Raw genomic sequence first — 14025 nt, forward strand, 5'->3', positions numbered from 1 at the left:
GGTTCGAAGTCCGCGGACCAGCCTAAGCCTCCGCGGAGGGCTCCCCCGCCACGGCCGCGACCCGGCAGCCGCCCTGGCGCTTCGCCACGTACATCGCCGAGTCGGCCCTCGACAGGGCCTGGTTGGCGGATTCACGCGGGCGCAGCGAGATGACGCCGACCGACAGCGTCACCCCGCGGGAGAGGTCGATTGGCAGGCCTGCCACCGCATCCACCGCCCGTCCGAGCGCGGCCTCCGCGGCGTGCAGGGGTGCTCCCGGCAGCAGCACCACGAACTCGTCGCCGCCGTAGCGGGCCACCATGTCGTCGCCGCGCAGGGCCTGGCGGAGTGTGCTGGCAATCACCCGAAGAACATCATCACCCTCGGCGTGGGAATGCCGGTCGTTCACGCCCTTGAACCCGTCGAGGTCCACCAGCGCGACCGAGAACGGGTAGACCTCGCCCGAGATGAGCTCGCGCATCTTGTCGTCGAGCGCGCGCCGGTTCGGCAGCCCGGTCAACGGGTCCTGCAACGCCTGCTGCGCGATCGCACCGTGGGTGCGCGTCAGCCGTTCGTGTTCACGTCGCGTCGTCAGCGTGGCGACCCGCGACTCGCGCATCTGCCAGAGCTCCAGCTCCAGCGCCGCGTTGTAGGCCTCCAAAGCGGACGTCGTGTGTGGACCGCAGAGGTGCGCGTACTCGCGTTCGAGCGACAGCAACAGCGACGGTTCCGACGTGTCGTGCTCCATCTGCGTGCGGGTGTCGCCGAGCACCTTCAGCGCGTCGTCCAGCCGGTTGGCCTCGACCAGGCACCGGGCCAGCGCTATCGCGACGATGATCAGCTCCCGCGCGTACATCGACAGCCCGCGCAGCGACCACAGCCGGTCGAGGTGGTCCTCGCTCGGGCGGGTCAGCGCCTGCGCGGCACCGAGGATCGGCACCTGCTCGGCGGCGTCGAGGTCGCGCCGGCCGGGGTGCAGCGACTGCCGGAACGGCACCTCCGCGGCCTCGGCGAGCCCGGCGGCGACCCGGAACTGCTCGTCGGCCTCCTGCCGGAAGTTCACCCGTTCGAGGCGCAGGCCCCAGCCGATCCGCAACCGCGTGCGGTTCACCAGGTGCACGTAGATCTGGTGCGGCTGGCCGCTCTCCCACAGCGCGTTGTGCGCGCGGGCCAGCACGTCGTCGGCCATCTCGTAGACGCCCAGCTGGGTCAGCACCAGCGCGATGTCCTGCAACGTCGTGGCCAGCAGCTGGTCCCACGTGCGCTTGTCGAAGACCGGGTCGGGCTCCGGCTCCTCGTCGAGCATCATCGCGAGCGCCGCCGCGATCTCGGTGAGCGCCTTGTCCTCGGCGTTGCCCAGCAGGAACCGGCGGCCGCGCAACGCCCGCGCGTCCGCCTCCAGCACGATCAGGCCGTGCCGGCGGCAGTGCGCGAGCATCTCGTCGAGCTGCGGGTCCGACATGTCGACCAGGCCGGGCGTGACCAGCCGGACCACGGCGGCGGCGCGCAGCAGCTGCGCGACGATGCGGGGCTCACCGCGGCCCTGCGCCTCGGCCAGGATGTGGTCGATCTCGTTGGCCGCGTCGAGCTGCGCGGCGAGGTGGCTGCTCTGGGCCACGGCGACGAGCTCGCTCGCGCGGCCCACCAGCCACGCGTCGGACATCTCGTGGTGGCGGCGGCCCACGTTGCCCTGCTCGTCGACCGTCTCCTCGGGCAGCTCCGCACCTCCTGAAGACCCACGCGAACCAGTGTCCAGCTCCGCCACCAGGATTCGAACCTGGACCATCGGAACCAAAATCCGAGGTGCTGCCTTTACACCATGGCGGAACGGACGAGCCGGAGCCCGTCCTGCGCACATGTTGTCACGAGACCCGCTCCGCTTGTCCAACCACCACTCGACCGGCCGTGGCGGTGATCCGCCGCGAGATCACCGCCGCACGCCGATCGTGCTGGTCAGGAAGTCGCCGAGCTCCCTGCGGTACGTGTCCGGCGCCACATTCCATCCCGAAGTGTGGTCGGCACCGGGGATCTCCACGTACCGCAGCGGCCACCCGAGACCGCCCGCCGCGGCGGCGAGGTCGCGTGACGACTGCGCGGGCACGGTGCCGTCCGCGGTGCCGTGGAAGACCAGCGTCGGGGGCTTGACCGCCGGCGGGTTGCGGACCAGGTCGAAGCGGTCGAAGTCGAGGTCGGCGCGCCAGCCGGAGACCAGCTCGGCGACCGGTGTGAGCCACGTGGGCACGCCCCGGTTGCGCGCCTGCAGGTCCAGCGTCTTCGACCAGCTGGTGACGGGGGAGTCGAGCACGACCCCGCTGACCGCGGCGGCCGTGCCGGAGCGGGCCAGGGTCTGCCCGACGATCGCGCCGCCCATCGACCAGCCGTAGAGCACGACCTCCCGCGCGCCCCTGCCCTGCGCGTACCGGATGGCCGCCTCGACGTCGCGCCACTCGGTGTCGCCCAGGTGGTAGAAGCCGTCGGGGGAGGCGGGGGCGCCCGCGTCGTTGCGGTAGGTGATCAGCAGGACGGGCAGCCCGGCACTGTGCAACTGCGGAACCACCCGCAGCGCCTCCTCCCGCGACGCGCCGCGGCCGTGCACGGTGACGACCCACGTGTCGCTGTTCTCGGCCGGCACCAGCCACGCGGGCATCTCGCCGAGCTCACCGGGCACCCGGACCTCGCTGTAGGTCAGGCCCAGCGTGGTCCTGGGGTCGCCCTCGTAGACGTCGGTCTCGATGCGCACCCGCGTGCCCTCCGGCGGCGCGGTGCCCTCCAGCAGCGGGCGTTCGATGCGGCCGTTCCGCGTCGCGGCCACGTCGCCGACCTTGGCGCTGCCGCCCGGCCAGACGAGGCCGAACGTGCCGGCCAGGGTGGACAGCCTCGACTCGGCCAGCACGACGGTGTCGCCGTCCCCGCCGAGCGAGGTCTCCGGGTACCGCTGCGGCACCTCGGCCGGTACCAGCAGCTCATCGCTGTAGTACCAGCCGATGCCGCCCAGCGCCGCCGTGACCAGCACGAGAAGGGACAGCAGCGTGGCTGCGGTGATCCGGATGATCTTGCGTCTGGCCATGGCCAGATCATCCACCGCCGCGGGCCGGACCGTGAGCCCGGCCACGTACGCTGGCTCGGTGGCACGGGTCAGGATGACGGGCGGGGAACGCCGCGAGCAGCTCCTGGACGTCTCCCGCTCCCTGTTCGCCGAGAAGGGCTTCGAGGCCACCTCGGTCGAGGAGATCGCGCACCGCGCCGGCGTCTCGAAACCGGTCGTCTACGAGCACTTCGGCGGCAAGGAAGGCATCTACGCCGTCATCGTCGACCGCGAGATGCGCCGCCTGATGGACCAGATCAGCACCGCGCTGGTGGTCGGCAGCCACCCGCGTGAGCTGCTCGAACAGGCCGCCTGCGCGTTGCTCGACTACATCGAGGGCTCGACCGACGGGTTCCGCATCCTGGTGCGCGACTCGCCCGTCGCCTCCACCTCCGGCACGTTCTCGTCGCTGCTGAACGACATCGCCTCGCAGGTCGAGCACATCCTCGCCCTGCACTTCGCGGAACGGGGCTACGACCGCGGGCTCGCGGGGCTGTACGCGCAGTCGCTGGTCGGGATGGTCGCGCTGACCGGGCAGTGGTGGCTGGAGGCGCGCAGGCCGAAGAAGGACGAGGTGGCGGCGCACCTGGTCAACCTCGCCTGGAACGGCCTGTCGGCGCTGGAGCACGAGCCCCGGCTGCGGTCCCGTTCCTGAGAGGGCGAAACGGAACGGGCCCCGCGCAGCGATGTCCCGGGTGGACGCACCGCGCCGTACGTCGAGGGGTCGAGCGGCACGGCGGTGGCCACGTGGTGGAGAGGGCCCGCGGTGCTGCGGGCCCTAGGCGGCCCCGGTGAGCTTGAGCAGCTTGTCGCCCGACCCGTTCGACGTCGTGACGTAGAGCGCCCCGTCGGGTGAGGTGCGGGCGGCGCGCAGCCGGCCGTACCGGTCGTTCAGCTCCTCGGGGATGCTGACGTCCCGCACCTTCCCGGCCTCGTCGAGGGTGAACAGCAGCAGCTTCGAGCCCTTCAACGCGGTGATCGCGAGCTTGCCGCCCCAGAACGCCGCCTGGCAGATCGCCTCCGTCGGCGACCCGGACGACCACACCGCGGGCACCGCGTCCGGGAACCGCTGCAGGTCGGTCATCGGCACGGACTCGTCGTACCCGCCCTGCGTGCCGCCTCTGGACGGGTCCCACCCGTAGTTGCCGCCCGCCTTCAGCAGGTTGACCTCGTCGTCGACCGACGGCCCGTGCTCGCTGGAGAACACCTGGTCGGTGCCCGGCCGGAACGCGACGCCCTGCACGTTGCGGTGCCCGAAGCTGTGGACCCGCCGCTCGTTGGCGTCGGCCGACGACTCGAACGGGTTGCCCTTGGCGCCCTCGCCGGTCTCGGGGTCGATCCGCAGCACCTTGCCGCCCAGGCTGGTCCGGTCCTGCGGGTTGCGCCCCTGCGCGACGTCACCGGTGGCCACCCACATCGCACCGTCCGGCCCGAGCGTCGGCCGGCACCCGGAGTGCCGCCCGCTGGAGTTCGACGGCATGCCGGTGAGCAGGTCCTTCGCCTTCGTCGCCTTGGTGCCGTCGAGCCGGTACGTCACCAGCCGGACGTCCCCGGTCGTGTTGTAGCAGGTGGTGAAGCGCTGCCCGTCCGGGTGGACGACGAGGCCCATCAGGCCGCCCTCGCCGCGCGCCTGCAGGTCGGTCAGGTCGATGTCGACCGGCGTGACCTGGCCGTTCTTGACGAGCTTGAGCGTGCCGGGGCGTTCGGTGACGAGCACAGAGCCGTCCGGCAGGAAGCCGAGGTCCCAGGCGTGCTGGAACCCGCCCGCGACCTCCTCCACCCGGAGGCCCTGCGGCGCGGGGGCCTTCGACGGCGCGGTGCCGCCCGGTTCGGGGGAGGAGCAGGCGGCGAGGGCCAGGACCGAGACAGCAGCAACGAGTGCGCGCATGTCCCAACTATGCGTTTTGTGCCGTTGCGGCGCCGTAAGGCCGCTCGATCGGCAACAGAGCGCGTGCCGTGTCGTCGTCGTTCGCGCGGACCGCCGCGTGCACCTCGCGCGCAAGGCCGGTCACGTCCGTGATGCTGACCGTCCACTCGGTGATCCACACGGCCGGTACCCGCTCCAGCTTGAACGGCGGCACGAACCGTTGCGCCGCAACGGCCGGACCGTCGATCGCGGGCGAGCAGGCCTGGTGGACCACGATGGTCTGGTCGTCGAAGCCAGCCCTGATCCATCTCTTCCCCGCGCACCCAGCGTGACCGCTCGACCCCCGCCGGAGCCACCCGATGAGTGGTCGCGGAACGGGCTATGGTGGGCAGCCGAGACCCCTCGCCCCAGGCAGGGGTCTGTCTGGCGTCTCCCACTCGACGGGGTTTGGAAATCATGCCGCTGCTCGGCCTGCTCGACGGTGTCCTGCCCGACAAGGCCCTCCGCACGTTGATCGACTCCGCCGGTGTGCCCGAGCTGGCGCTCGACGGCCCGTTGGCCGCTCGCCCGCTCGTGGCCGCCGCGCTGTCCACCGTCCGGCCCGTCCTGGCCGTCACCGCGACCGGCCGCGAGGCCGAGGAGCTCACCAACGTCGTCCGCGACCTCATCGGCCACGACCGGGTCGCGTTCTTCCCGAGCTGGGAGACGTTGCCGCACGAGCGGCTCAGCCCGCGCGCGGACACCGTCGGCGCGCGGCTGCAGGTGCTGCGCAGGCTCAGGCACCCCGAGGGCAACCCGATCAAGGTGCTGGTCACGACGGTCCGCAGCCTCATCCAGCCGATGGCGCCCGGCCTGGGCGACCTCAGGCCGGTGCACCTGGTGGTCGGCGAGGAGCAGGACTTCGCCGAGCTCGTCACGCGGCTGGCCGAGAACGCCTACACCCGCGTCGACATGGTCGAGAAGCGCGGCGAGTACGCCACCCGCGGCGGCATCCTCGACATCTTCCCGCCCACCGCCGAGCACCCCTACCGCGTCGAGTTCTGGGGCGACGAGGTCAGCGAGATCCGGCCGTTCTCCGTGCAGGACCAGCGGTCGCTGCCCGAGGAGGTGCAGGAGTTCGTCGCGCCGCCGTGCCGCGAGCTGCTGCTGACCGACGACGTGCGGCACCGCGCGGCCGAGCTGGCGCAGGAGCACCGGTCGGACGCGCACCTGGCGGAGATGCTGGAGAAGATCTCCGGCGGCATCGCGGTCGAGGGCATGGAGGCGTTGATCCCCGCGCTGTGCCCCGGCGAGCTGCAGATGCTCACGGACGTGGTGCCCAGGGGCACGCACGTGCTGCTCAACGACCCGGAGAAGATCCGCGCCCGCGCCGCCGACCTGGTGCGCACCGGCCAGGAGTTCCTGGAGGCGTCGTGGATGGCGGCCGCCGGCGGCGGCAAGGCGCCGATCGACCTCGGGCGCAGCGCGTACCAGGGGATCGGTGAGGTCTCCGAGAGCGCGCGGGCCGGCGACCGTCCGTGGTGGACGCTCAGCCGGCTCACCACCGACGCCACCGACGTGGTGCACCTCGACGTCAAGCCGGTCGAGGCCTACTCCGGCGACGTCGAGCGCGCGTTCGCGGACCTCAAGGCGCACACGGCGACCGGCGGCGCGGCCGTGCTCGTCGTGCCCGGCGCCGGCACCGCGCACCGGGCCGAGGAACGGCTCAAGGAGGCCGAGGTCCCGGCCGTCTGCGTCGAGTCCCTCGACGAGGCGCCGAAGGCAGGCCTGGTCACGGTCGTGCGCGGTGCGCTCGAGGACGGCTTCGTGCTGCCGGACCTCGCGCTGGTCGTGCTGACCGAGACCGACCTGACCGGTGGCCGCGGCGGCACGTCCACGAAGGACATGCGCAAGATGCCGTCCAAGCGGCGCAACGCGGTCGACCCGCTGGCGCTCAAGGCCGGCGACTTCGTCGTGCACGAGCAGCACGGCATCGGCAAGTACGTGGAGATGGTCCAGCGCACCGTCGCCGGAGCGACCCGCGAGTACCTGGTGCTGGAGTACGCGTCGTCCAAGCGCGGTCAGCCCGGCGACCGGCTGTTCGTGCCGACCGACCAGCTCGACGAGGTCAGCCGGTACGTCGGCGGTGAGCTGCCCACGCTCAACAAGCTCGGCGGCAGCGACTGGAAGAACACGAAGTCCAAGGCGCGCAAGGCGGTCAAGCAGATCGCGGCCGAGCTGGTGCAGCTCTACGCGGCCCGGCAGTCGGCGCCCGGCCACGCGTTCGCGAGCGACACGCCGTGGCAGCGCGAGCTGGAGGACGCGTTCGCGTTCACCGAGACGCAGGACCAGATGGCCGCGATCGACGAGGTCAAGGCCGACATGGAGCGCGGCGTGCCGATGGACCGCGTCATCTGCGGTGACGTCGGCTACGGCAAGACGGAGATCGCGGTGCGCGCGGCGTTCAAGGCCGTGCAGGACGGCAAGCAGGTCGCGGTGCTGGTGCCGACGACGCTGCTGGCCCAGCAGCACCTCAACACGTTCTCCGAGCGCATGCGCCAGTTCCCGGTGAACATCAAGGGCCTGTCCCGCTTCACCGACCCGCAGGAGTCCGAGCAGACCGTCGCGGGCCTCGCGGACGGCGCGGTCGACATCGTCATCGGCACGCACCGGCTGCTGCAGAAGACCGTGCGGTACAAGGACCTCGGCCTCGTGATCGTCGACGAGGAGCAGCGGTTCGGCGTGGAGCACAAGGAGCACATCAAGGCGCTGCGCACGCACGTCGACGTGCTGACCATGTCCGCGACGCCCATCCCGCGCACCCTGGAGATGTCGCTCGCCGGCATCCGCGAGATGTCGACGATCCTCACCCCGCCGGAGGAGCGGCACCCGATCCTCACCTACGTCGGCGCGTACGACGACAAGCAGGTCGGTGCCGCGATCCGCCGCGAGCTGCTGCGCGACGGCCAGGTCTTCTTCGTGCACAACCGGGTCTCGTCGATCGAGAAGGCCGCGCGCCGCATCCGCGAGCTGGTCCCGGAGGCGCGGGTCGTCACCGCGCACGGCCAGATGAACGAGGACAAGCTCGAAAAGATCATCCAGGGCTTCTGGGAACGCGAGTTCGACGTCCTCGTCTGCACCACGATCGTCGAGACCGGTCTCGACATCTCCAACGCCAACACGCTGATCGTCGAGCGCGGCGACCTGCTCGGCCTCGCCCAGCTGCACCAGCTGCGCGGTCGCGTCGGCCGCGGCCGCGAACGCGGGTACGCGTACTTCCTCTACCCGCCCGAGACGCCGCTGACCGAGACCGCGCACGACCGGCTCGCGACGATCGCGCAGAACACCGAGCTGGGAGCCGGCATGGCGGTCGCCATGAAGGACCTGGAGATCCGCGGCGCCGGCAACATCCTCGGCGCCGAGCAGTCCGGTCACATCGCGGGCGTCGGCTTCGACCTGTACGTGCGCCTGGTCGGCGAGGCGGTCGAGGCGTTCCGCAAGCACGCGGGCGCCGACGGCGGTGCCGAGGAGGAGGAGCTCGCCGAGGTGCGGGTGGACCTCCCGGTCGACGCGCACATCCCGCACGACTACGTGCCCGGCGAACGGCTGCGGCTGGAGGCCTACCGCAAGATCGCGGCCGCCGCCGACGAGGCCGCGCTCCAGTCCGTCTGGGACGAGCTCAAGGACCGCTACGGCACGCCGCCGGAGCCGGTCGAGCGCCTGCTCGGCGTGGCCAGGCTGCGGCACACCTGCCGCCGCCACGGGGTCACCGAGGTGATCGCGATGGGCCAGAACATCCGGTTCGCGAAGCTGGAGCTGCTCGACTCGCAGCTCGTCCGGCTGCGCCGGCTGTTCCCCAAGGCCGTCTACAAGCAGGCGGTGGGCACGGTCACCGTGCCTAGGCCGACGGAGGGAGCGGCGGGCGGCCGGATGGGCGCACCGCAGCTGCGGGACCAGGAGCTGCTCGACTGGTGTGGCGCGTTCCTCGGCTCTCTGGCGGGGACTCCCGTGACCGGAGTCACCACGGCGTGAGAGGCTGATCCCCGTGAGCACTGTTCTGAAGCGTTTCTCGCTGGTCGGTGTTGCTGTGGCCCTGCTGGCCACCGGATGCGCCGCCGGGCCCGCGAAGGCCGGTTCGGCCGCGATCGTCGGAGGTCAGGCGATCGATCTGAAGACCGTCCAGGATCGCACCATCACGGTGCTCAAGAAGGAACCCGCCGCCCAGCAGATGCAGGACCAGGGCAAGCTGGACCAGGTCTCGCGGCTCGTGCTGGCCGACGAGATCACCCACAAGATCGCCGAGTACGCCGGGCAGCGCGAGAACATCTCGGTCGACGAGACCAAGGTGTACGACGCGATCCAGGAGCGCGGCGGTCCGGAGGAGGCGGCCAAGCAGAGCGAGCAGGACGCCACCACGATCCACCGCCGCCAGCGCGACGCGATGATCATGGGTGAGCTGGCCCGCCGCAACCTCTCCACCCTCCAGATCACGATCGACTTCTTCCAGGTCAAGGACCCGAAGGAAGCCAAGGACAAGGCCAGGGAGGCCGCGGCGGACCCGGCGAAGTTCGCCAGGTTCGTGCAGGAGGCGCCGCGCACCTCCAGCGGTCAGCAGGCCTCGGCCACGAACCAGAAGGTCCGCGTCTCCGAGAACGCCTCGCTCGTGCACACCATGCTGTGGGGCGTGAAGCCCGGCACGGTCGTCGCGTTCCCCGCCGACGAGCAGCAGGCCAGCTGGATGGTCGCGCTGGTCAAGGAGCGCACCACGGTCCCGGCGACGCCGGGCGAGGACGAGCTGGCCGACCGGATGGACCCGCGGCTGCTCGCGGCGTTCGGCCTGCGGATCGCCCAGTTCCACGCGGCAGACCTCGACATCGAGGTCAACCCCCGCTACGGCGTGTGGGACCCGACCGGTGCCACCGTCGTCGGCAAGGCCGGCGAGCAGGCCGGTTTCGTCGGCGTGAGCGCGAACCAGAAGAAGTCTTGATCACCGTCGTCGTCCTCGGCGAGCGGCTCGGCGCCGTGCTCCCCGCTGCCGCCCTGCCCGCGTTGCGCACGGCCACCGCCGTGTACGCGGGCGAGGGCGTGCCGGTGGAGTCCTGGTCGGCGTACGGCGTCGACGGGGCCGCTCCCGAGGTGCCGGAAGACGGTGCCGTGGTGCTGACGACCTCTGCCTCCGCCTACCCCGGCTGCACCGTGATCACCACGCCGGAGCCGCTGGGCGCCGGGCTGCTCGACGCGGCCGCGGTGATGCACCGGCTGCGGTCGCCCGGCGGGTGCCCGTGGGACGCCGAGCAGGACCACGACTCGCTGCGCCAGTACCTGGTCGAGGAGACGTTCGAGCTGCTCGAAGCCATCGAGGACGGCGACAGGGCGGCGATGCGCGAAGAGCTCGGCGACGTGCTGCTGCAGGTGCTGTTCCACGCGCGCGTCGCGGCGGAGCACGCGGAGGACCCGTTCGACATCGACGCGGTGGCCGCCGAGCTGGTCGCGAAGCTGGTCGGCCGGCACCCGCACGTGTTCGAGGGCCACGACCCGGCCGTGCACGACGCGACCTCGCAGGAGCACCGCTGGGAGGAGCTCAAGCAGGCCGAGAAGCGCCGCGAGTCCAGTGTGGACGGTGTGGCGCTCGGTCAGCCGGCGGTCGCGCTCGCCGCGAAGCTGGTGCAGCGCACCGGACGCGCCGGTCTCCCGGTCGACCTGCTGCCCGAGGGCGACGACACGGGCACGACGTTGTTCGCCGTGACCGCACTGGCCAGGCTCGCCGGTGAGGACCCGGAGACGGAGCTGCGCCAGGTGTGCAGGCAGTTCGCCGCCAGGGTGCGGGATGCCGAAGCGAAAGCACGGGCCGAAGGTCTGGAATCTGTGACAGCGGAGGACTGGCGTCGCTTTTGGCCCTCCTGAACCGGTGACGGTGGGCTAACGTCGATCACGTGACTTACCTGCGGTATCCGCACCTTCGCGGTGACTTGGTGACGTTCGTGGCCGAGGACGACGTGTGGCTCGCCCCCGTCGGCGGAGGAAGGGCTTGGCGCGCGTCCGCCGACCAGGTACCCGTCCGCTCGCCGCGGTTCTCGCCCGACGGCACCCAGCTGGCCTGGGCCAGCTGGATCGACGGGGCCCCCGAGGTGCGGGTGGCCCCTGTGGACGGTGGCCCCGCACGCCGGTTGACGCATTTCGGCGTCGCCCGCACGGCGGTGTCGGGCTGGACGCCGGACGGCCGGGTGGTCGCCGTCTCGACGACCGGGCAGATGTCCCGGCACCGCAAGCAGGCCTGGGCCGTGCCGCTCGACGGCGAACCGCCAGAGCTGCTGCCGTTCGGGTGGGTCAACGACGTCTCGTTCGGCCCGGACGGGCAGGTCGTCACCTCGTCCAGCTACATGCAGGACCCCTCCTACTGGAAGCGGTACCGCGGCGGCACCGCCGGGAAGCTGTGGGTGGACGAGGCGGGCGACGGCGAGTTCGCCCGCATCCTGGCGGACCTGAAGTCGCCGCTGACGAACCCGATGTGGGTGGACGGGCGGATCGCGTTCCTGTCCGACCACGACGGCGTCGGCAGCGTGTACTCGGTGGCGCCGGACGGCACGGACCTGCGGCGTCACACCGAGCTGGAGTTCTACGCCCGCAACGCCTCCACCGACGGTTCACGGGTGATCTTCCACTCCGCCGGTGAGCTGTGGCTGCTGGAGGGCCTGTCGGAGCTGCGCAAGCTCGACATCCGGCTGGGCGGGCCGCGCACCGGCCTGCAGCAGCACCACGTCAAGGCCTCCGGCAACGTCGACTCGTTCAGCGTCGACCACACCGGCCGCGCGTCCGCCGTCGAGGTGCGCGGTTCCGTGCACTGGGTGACGCACCGCGACGGCCCCGTGCGCGCGTTGGCCGAACGCTCCGACGTGCGCGCGCGGCTGCCGAAGGTCCTCGGCGAGACGGGCCACGTGGTGTGGGTGACCGACGTCGAGGGCGAGGAGGCGCTGGAGATCGCGCCCGTCGGCGGTGTCGAGCCCGGCAACACCGCCCGCCGCGTCGCGTCCGGTCAGCTCGGCCGGGTGCTGTCGCTGGTCGCCGCGCCGGACGGGTCGCGCGTGGCGGTCGGGACGCACGACGGCCGGTTGCTGCTGGTGGACATCGCCTCCGGCGAGGTGCGGGAGGTCGTCTCCGGCGCCAACGCGAACGTGAGCAACCTGGCGTTCTCGCCCGACTCGGCGTGGCTCGCGTGGTCGCACCCCGGCCCCACGCCGTTGCGGCACATCAAGATGGCGAACGTGACGGACCTGTCGGTCGTGGACGTGACGCCGCTGCGGTTCGCCGACTTCTCGCCGGCCTTCACCGAGGACGGCAAGCACCTGGCGTTCCTGTCGGTCCGGACGTTCGACCCGGTCTACGACGCGCACGTCTTCGACCTGTCGTTCCCGACCGGCTGCCGCCCGTACCTGGTGCCGCTGGCCGCGACGACGCCGTCACCGTTCGCCCCGACGCGCGGCGGCCGTCCCGTGGACGACGAGGACGACGACAAGGACTCCTCGGACGACGACGACAAGCCCCCGGTGTCGAAGGTCGACATCGACGGCCTGGCCGGCCGCGTGGTGCCGGTGCCCGTGCCCGGTGCGGAGTACTCGGGCCTGCGCGCGGCCCGCGGCGGCCTGCTGTGGCTGCGCCGTCCGTTGCTCGGGGTGCTCGGCGACAACCTGGCCACCCCGGACGCCCGCCCGCCGCGCACGGTGCTGGAGCGGTTCGACTTCGCGAAGCAGAAGACCGAGTGCCTGGCCGACAGCGCGGACGCGTTCGCGGTGTCCGGTGACGGCCGCCGGATGGTCGTCGAGGACCGCGGTGACCTGCGCGTCGTGCCGACCGACAGCAAGGCCGACGAGGACTCGGCCGACTACGTCGAGATCGACCTGGCGCGGGTGCGCGTGGTCGTCGACCCGGCGCTCGAATGGGCGCAGATGTACGCCGAGAACGGCCGTCTCATGCGCGACAACTTCTGGCGCACCGACATGGGCGGCGTCGACTGGCAGGGCGAGCTCGACCGCTACCGCCCGCTGGTCGAGAAGCTCGGCAGCCACGACGACCTCGTCGACCTGCTGTGGGAGGTGCAGGGCGAGCTCGGCACGTCCCACGCCTACGTCTGGGGCTCGGCGCACCACGTGCCGACGTCCCGCCGCCAGGGCCTGCTGGGCGCCGACCTGGAACGCGTCGACGGCTCCTGGCTCGTGCGCCGGGTGATCCCCGGCGAGACCTCCGACCCGCACGCCCGTTCACCGCTGACGGCGCCAGGGGTGGCCGTGCGCGTGGGCGACGCCATCGTGGCCGTGGACGGTCGTCCGGTCGGACTGGGCGGCCCCGCGCCGTTGCTGGTGGGCACGGCGGGCAAGCCCGTCGAACTGACCGTGCGCCCCGGCGGTGGTGGCGAACTGCGTCGGGTCGTGGTCGTGCCGTTGGCCGATGAGGAGCCGTTGCGCTACCACGACTGGGTGGCCGGCCGACGCGCGTTCGTGCACGAGAAGTCCGGCGGTCGCGTCGGCTACCTGCACGTTCCGGACATGATGGGCGCGGGCTGGGCCCAGCTGCACCGCGACCTGCGCGTGGAGCTGACCCGCGAGGCCCTGGTGCTGGACGTCCGCGAGAACGGCGGCGGCCACACCTCCCAGCTCGTGATCGAGAAGCTCGGCCGCAAGGTCATCGGCTGGTCCGTCGCCCGCGGCTACACCGCGTCCGAGAGCTACCCCCAGGACGCCCCGCGCGGCCCGGTCGTGGCGGTGGCCGACGAGTTCGCGGGCTCCGACGGCGACATCGTGAACGTGGCCATCAAGGAGCTGGGCATCGGCCCGGTCATCGGCGTCCGCACGTGGGGCGGCGTGATCGGCATCGACATGCGCTACTCCCTGGTCGACGGCACGATGGTCACCCAGCCGAGGTACGCGTCGTACTTCAACGGCCACGGCTGGGACGTCGAGAACTACGGCGTCGACCCGGACATCGAGGTGGTCATGACCCCCGCGGACCGCGTTTCCGGCCGCGACCCCCAACTCGAACGCGCCGTCTCCCTCGCTCTGGAAAGGCTTTCGTCTTCACCGGCAGCTCACGCTCCGGAGTTGCCGCCTCTCGCGTGAGTACA

The 14025-nt window shown here is 71.8% G+C and carries 9 protein-coding genes and 1 tRNA gene; 5 read left to right on the plus strand and 5 right to left on the minus strand.

The window, feature by feature from the left end; genetic code table 11:
* Nucleotides 1-22: 22 nt before the first annotated feature.
* The 3 genes from AB0A63_RS06120 to AB0A63_RS06130 form a co-directional block, all read right to left on the minus strand.
* Nucleotides 23-1765, minus strand: coding sequence for a GGDEF domain-containing protein (locus tag AB0A63_RS06120; RefSeq protein WP_360385867.1), 1743 nt, complete (start codon nucleotides 1763-1765; stop codon nucleotides 23-25).
* Nucleotides 1736-1806: transfer RNA gene (locus tag AB0A63_RS06125), tRNA-Gln, on the minus strand. Before AB0A63_RS06125 ends, AB0A63_RS06120 begins: the two co-directional genes overlap by 30 nt.
* A gap of 100 nt (nucleotides 1807-1906) precedes the next feature.
* On the minus strand, nucleotides 1907-3046 hold the full coding sequence (locus tag AB0A63_RS06130) for an alpha/beta fold hydrolase (protein ID WP_360385869.1): 1140 nt from the start codon (nucleotides 3044-3046) through the stop codon (nucleotides 1907-1909).
* Between the two features lie 73 nt (nucleotides 3047-3119).
* On the opposite strand from AB0A63_RS06130, the gene AB0A63_RS06135 reads away from it, so the two are divergent.
* The gene (locus AB0A63_RS06135; RefSeq protein WP_360386666.1) at nucleotides 3120-3719 is read left to right on the plus strand and encodes a TetR/AcrR family transcriptional regulator; all 600 of its coding nucleotides are present in this window, start codon (nucleotides 3120-3122) and stop codon (nucleotides 3717-3719) included.
* A gap of 123 nt (nucleotides 3720-3842) precedes the next feature.
* Here AB0A63_RS06135 and AB0A63_RS06140 read toward each other — a convergent pair whose 3' ends face one another.
* Nucleotides 3843-4952 carry a PQQ-dependent sugar dehydrogenase gene (locus AB0A63_RS06140; RefSeq protein WP_360385871.1) on the minus strand — a complete coding sequence of 370 codons (1110 nt, stop codon included), beginning with the start codon at nucleotides 4950-4952 and terminating at the stop codon, nucleotides 3843-3845.
* 7 nt (nucleotides 4953-4959) lie between these two features.
* Nucleotides 4960-5292, minus strand: coding sequence for a DUF4291 family protein (locus AB0A63_RS06145; RefSeq protein ID WP_360386668.1), 333 nt, complete (start codon nucleotides 5290-5292; stop codon nucleotides 4960-4962).
* Between the two features lie 95 nt (nucleotides 5293-5387).
* Here AB0A63_RS06145 and mfd point away from each other — a divergent pair, with 95 nt between their 5' ends.
* The 4 genes from mfd to AB0A63_RS06165 all read left to right on the plus strand — a co-directional run bounded on the left by mfd (nucleotide 5388) and on the right by AB0A63_RS06165 (nucleotide 14020).
* Complete coding sequence (gene mfd / locus AB0A63_RS06150; RefSeq protein ID WP_360385873.1) at nucleotides 5388-8942, plus strand: transcription-repair coupling factor; 3555 nt, start codon at nucleotides 5388-5390, stop codon at nucleotides 8940-8942.
* Nucleotides 8943-8955: 13 nt separating this feature from the next.
* Entirely contained in the window at nucleotides 8956-9897 is a 942-nt protein-coding gene (locus tag AB0A63_RS06155; RefSeq protein WP_360385875.1) for a hypothetical protein, read from the plus strand.
* A complete protein-coding gene (locus AB0A63_RS06160; protein ID WP_360386671.1) occupies nucleotides 9897-10814 on the plus strand; it encodes a MazG family protein in 918 nt (305 codons plus the stop codon). Before AB0A63_RS06155 ends, AB0A63_RS06160 begins: the two co-directional genes overlap by 1 nt.
* 68 nt (nucleotides 10815-10882) lie before the next feature.
* Entirely contained in the window at nucleotides 10883-14020 is a 3138-nt protein-coding gene (locus tag AB0A63_RS06165) for a PDZ domain-containing protein (RefSeq protein WP_360385877.1), read from the plus strand.
* Nucleotides 14021-14025: the final 5 nt, after the last annotated feature.

The organism is Lentzea sp. NPDC042327, assembly GCF_040647275.1.
Lineage (GTDB): Bacteria > Actinomycetota > Actinomycetes > Mycobacteriales > Pseudonocardiaceae > Lentzea.

Excerpts from the sequence above, each read along its gene's own strand:
- AB0A63_RS06120 (WP_360385867.1), bottom strand. The coding sequence starts at position 1,765 with ATGGTCCAGGTTCGAATCCTGGTGGCGGAGCTGGACACTGGTTCGCGT.
- AB0A63_RS06130 (WP_360385869.1), bottom strand. The coding sequence starts at position 3,046 with ATGGCCAGACGCAAGATCATCCGGATCACCGCAGCCACGCTGCTGTCC.
- AB0A63_RS06135 (WP_360386666.1), top strand. The coding sequence starts at position 3,120 with ATGACGGGCGGGGAACGCCGCGAGCAGCTCCTGGACGTCTCCCGCTCC.
- AB0A63_RS06140 (WP_360385871.1), bottom strand. The coding sequence starts at position 4,952 with ATGCGCGCACTCGTTGCTGCTGTCTCGGTCCTGGCCCTCGCCGCCTGC.
- mfd (WP_360385873.1), top strand. The coding sequence starts at position 5,388 with ATGCCGCTGCTCGGCCTGCTCGACGGTGTCCTGCCCGACAAGGCCCTC.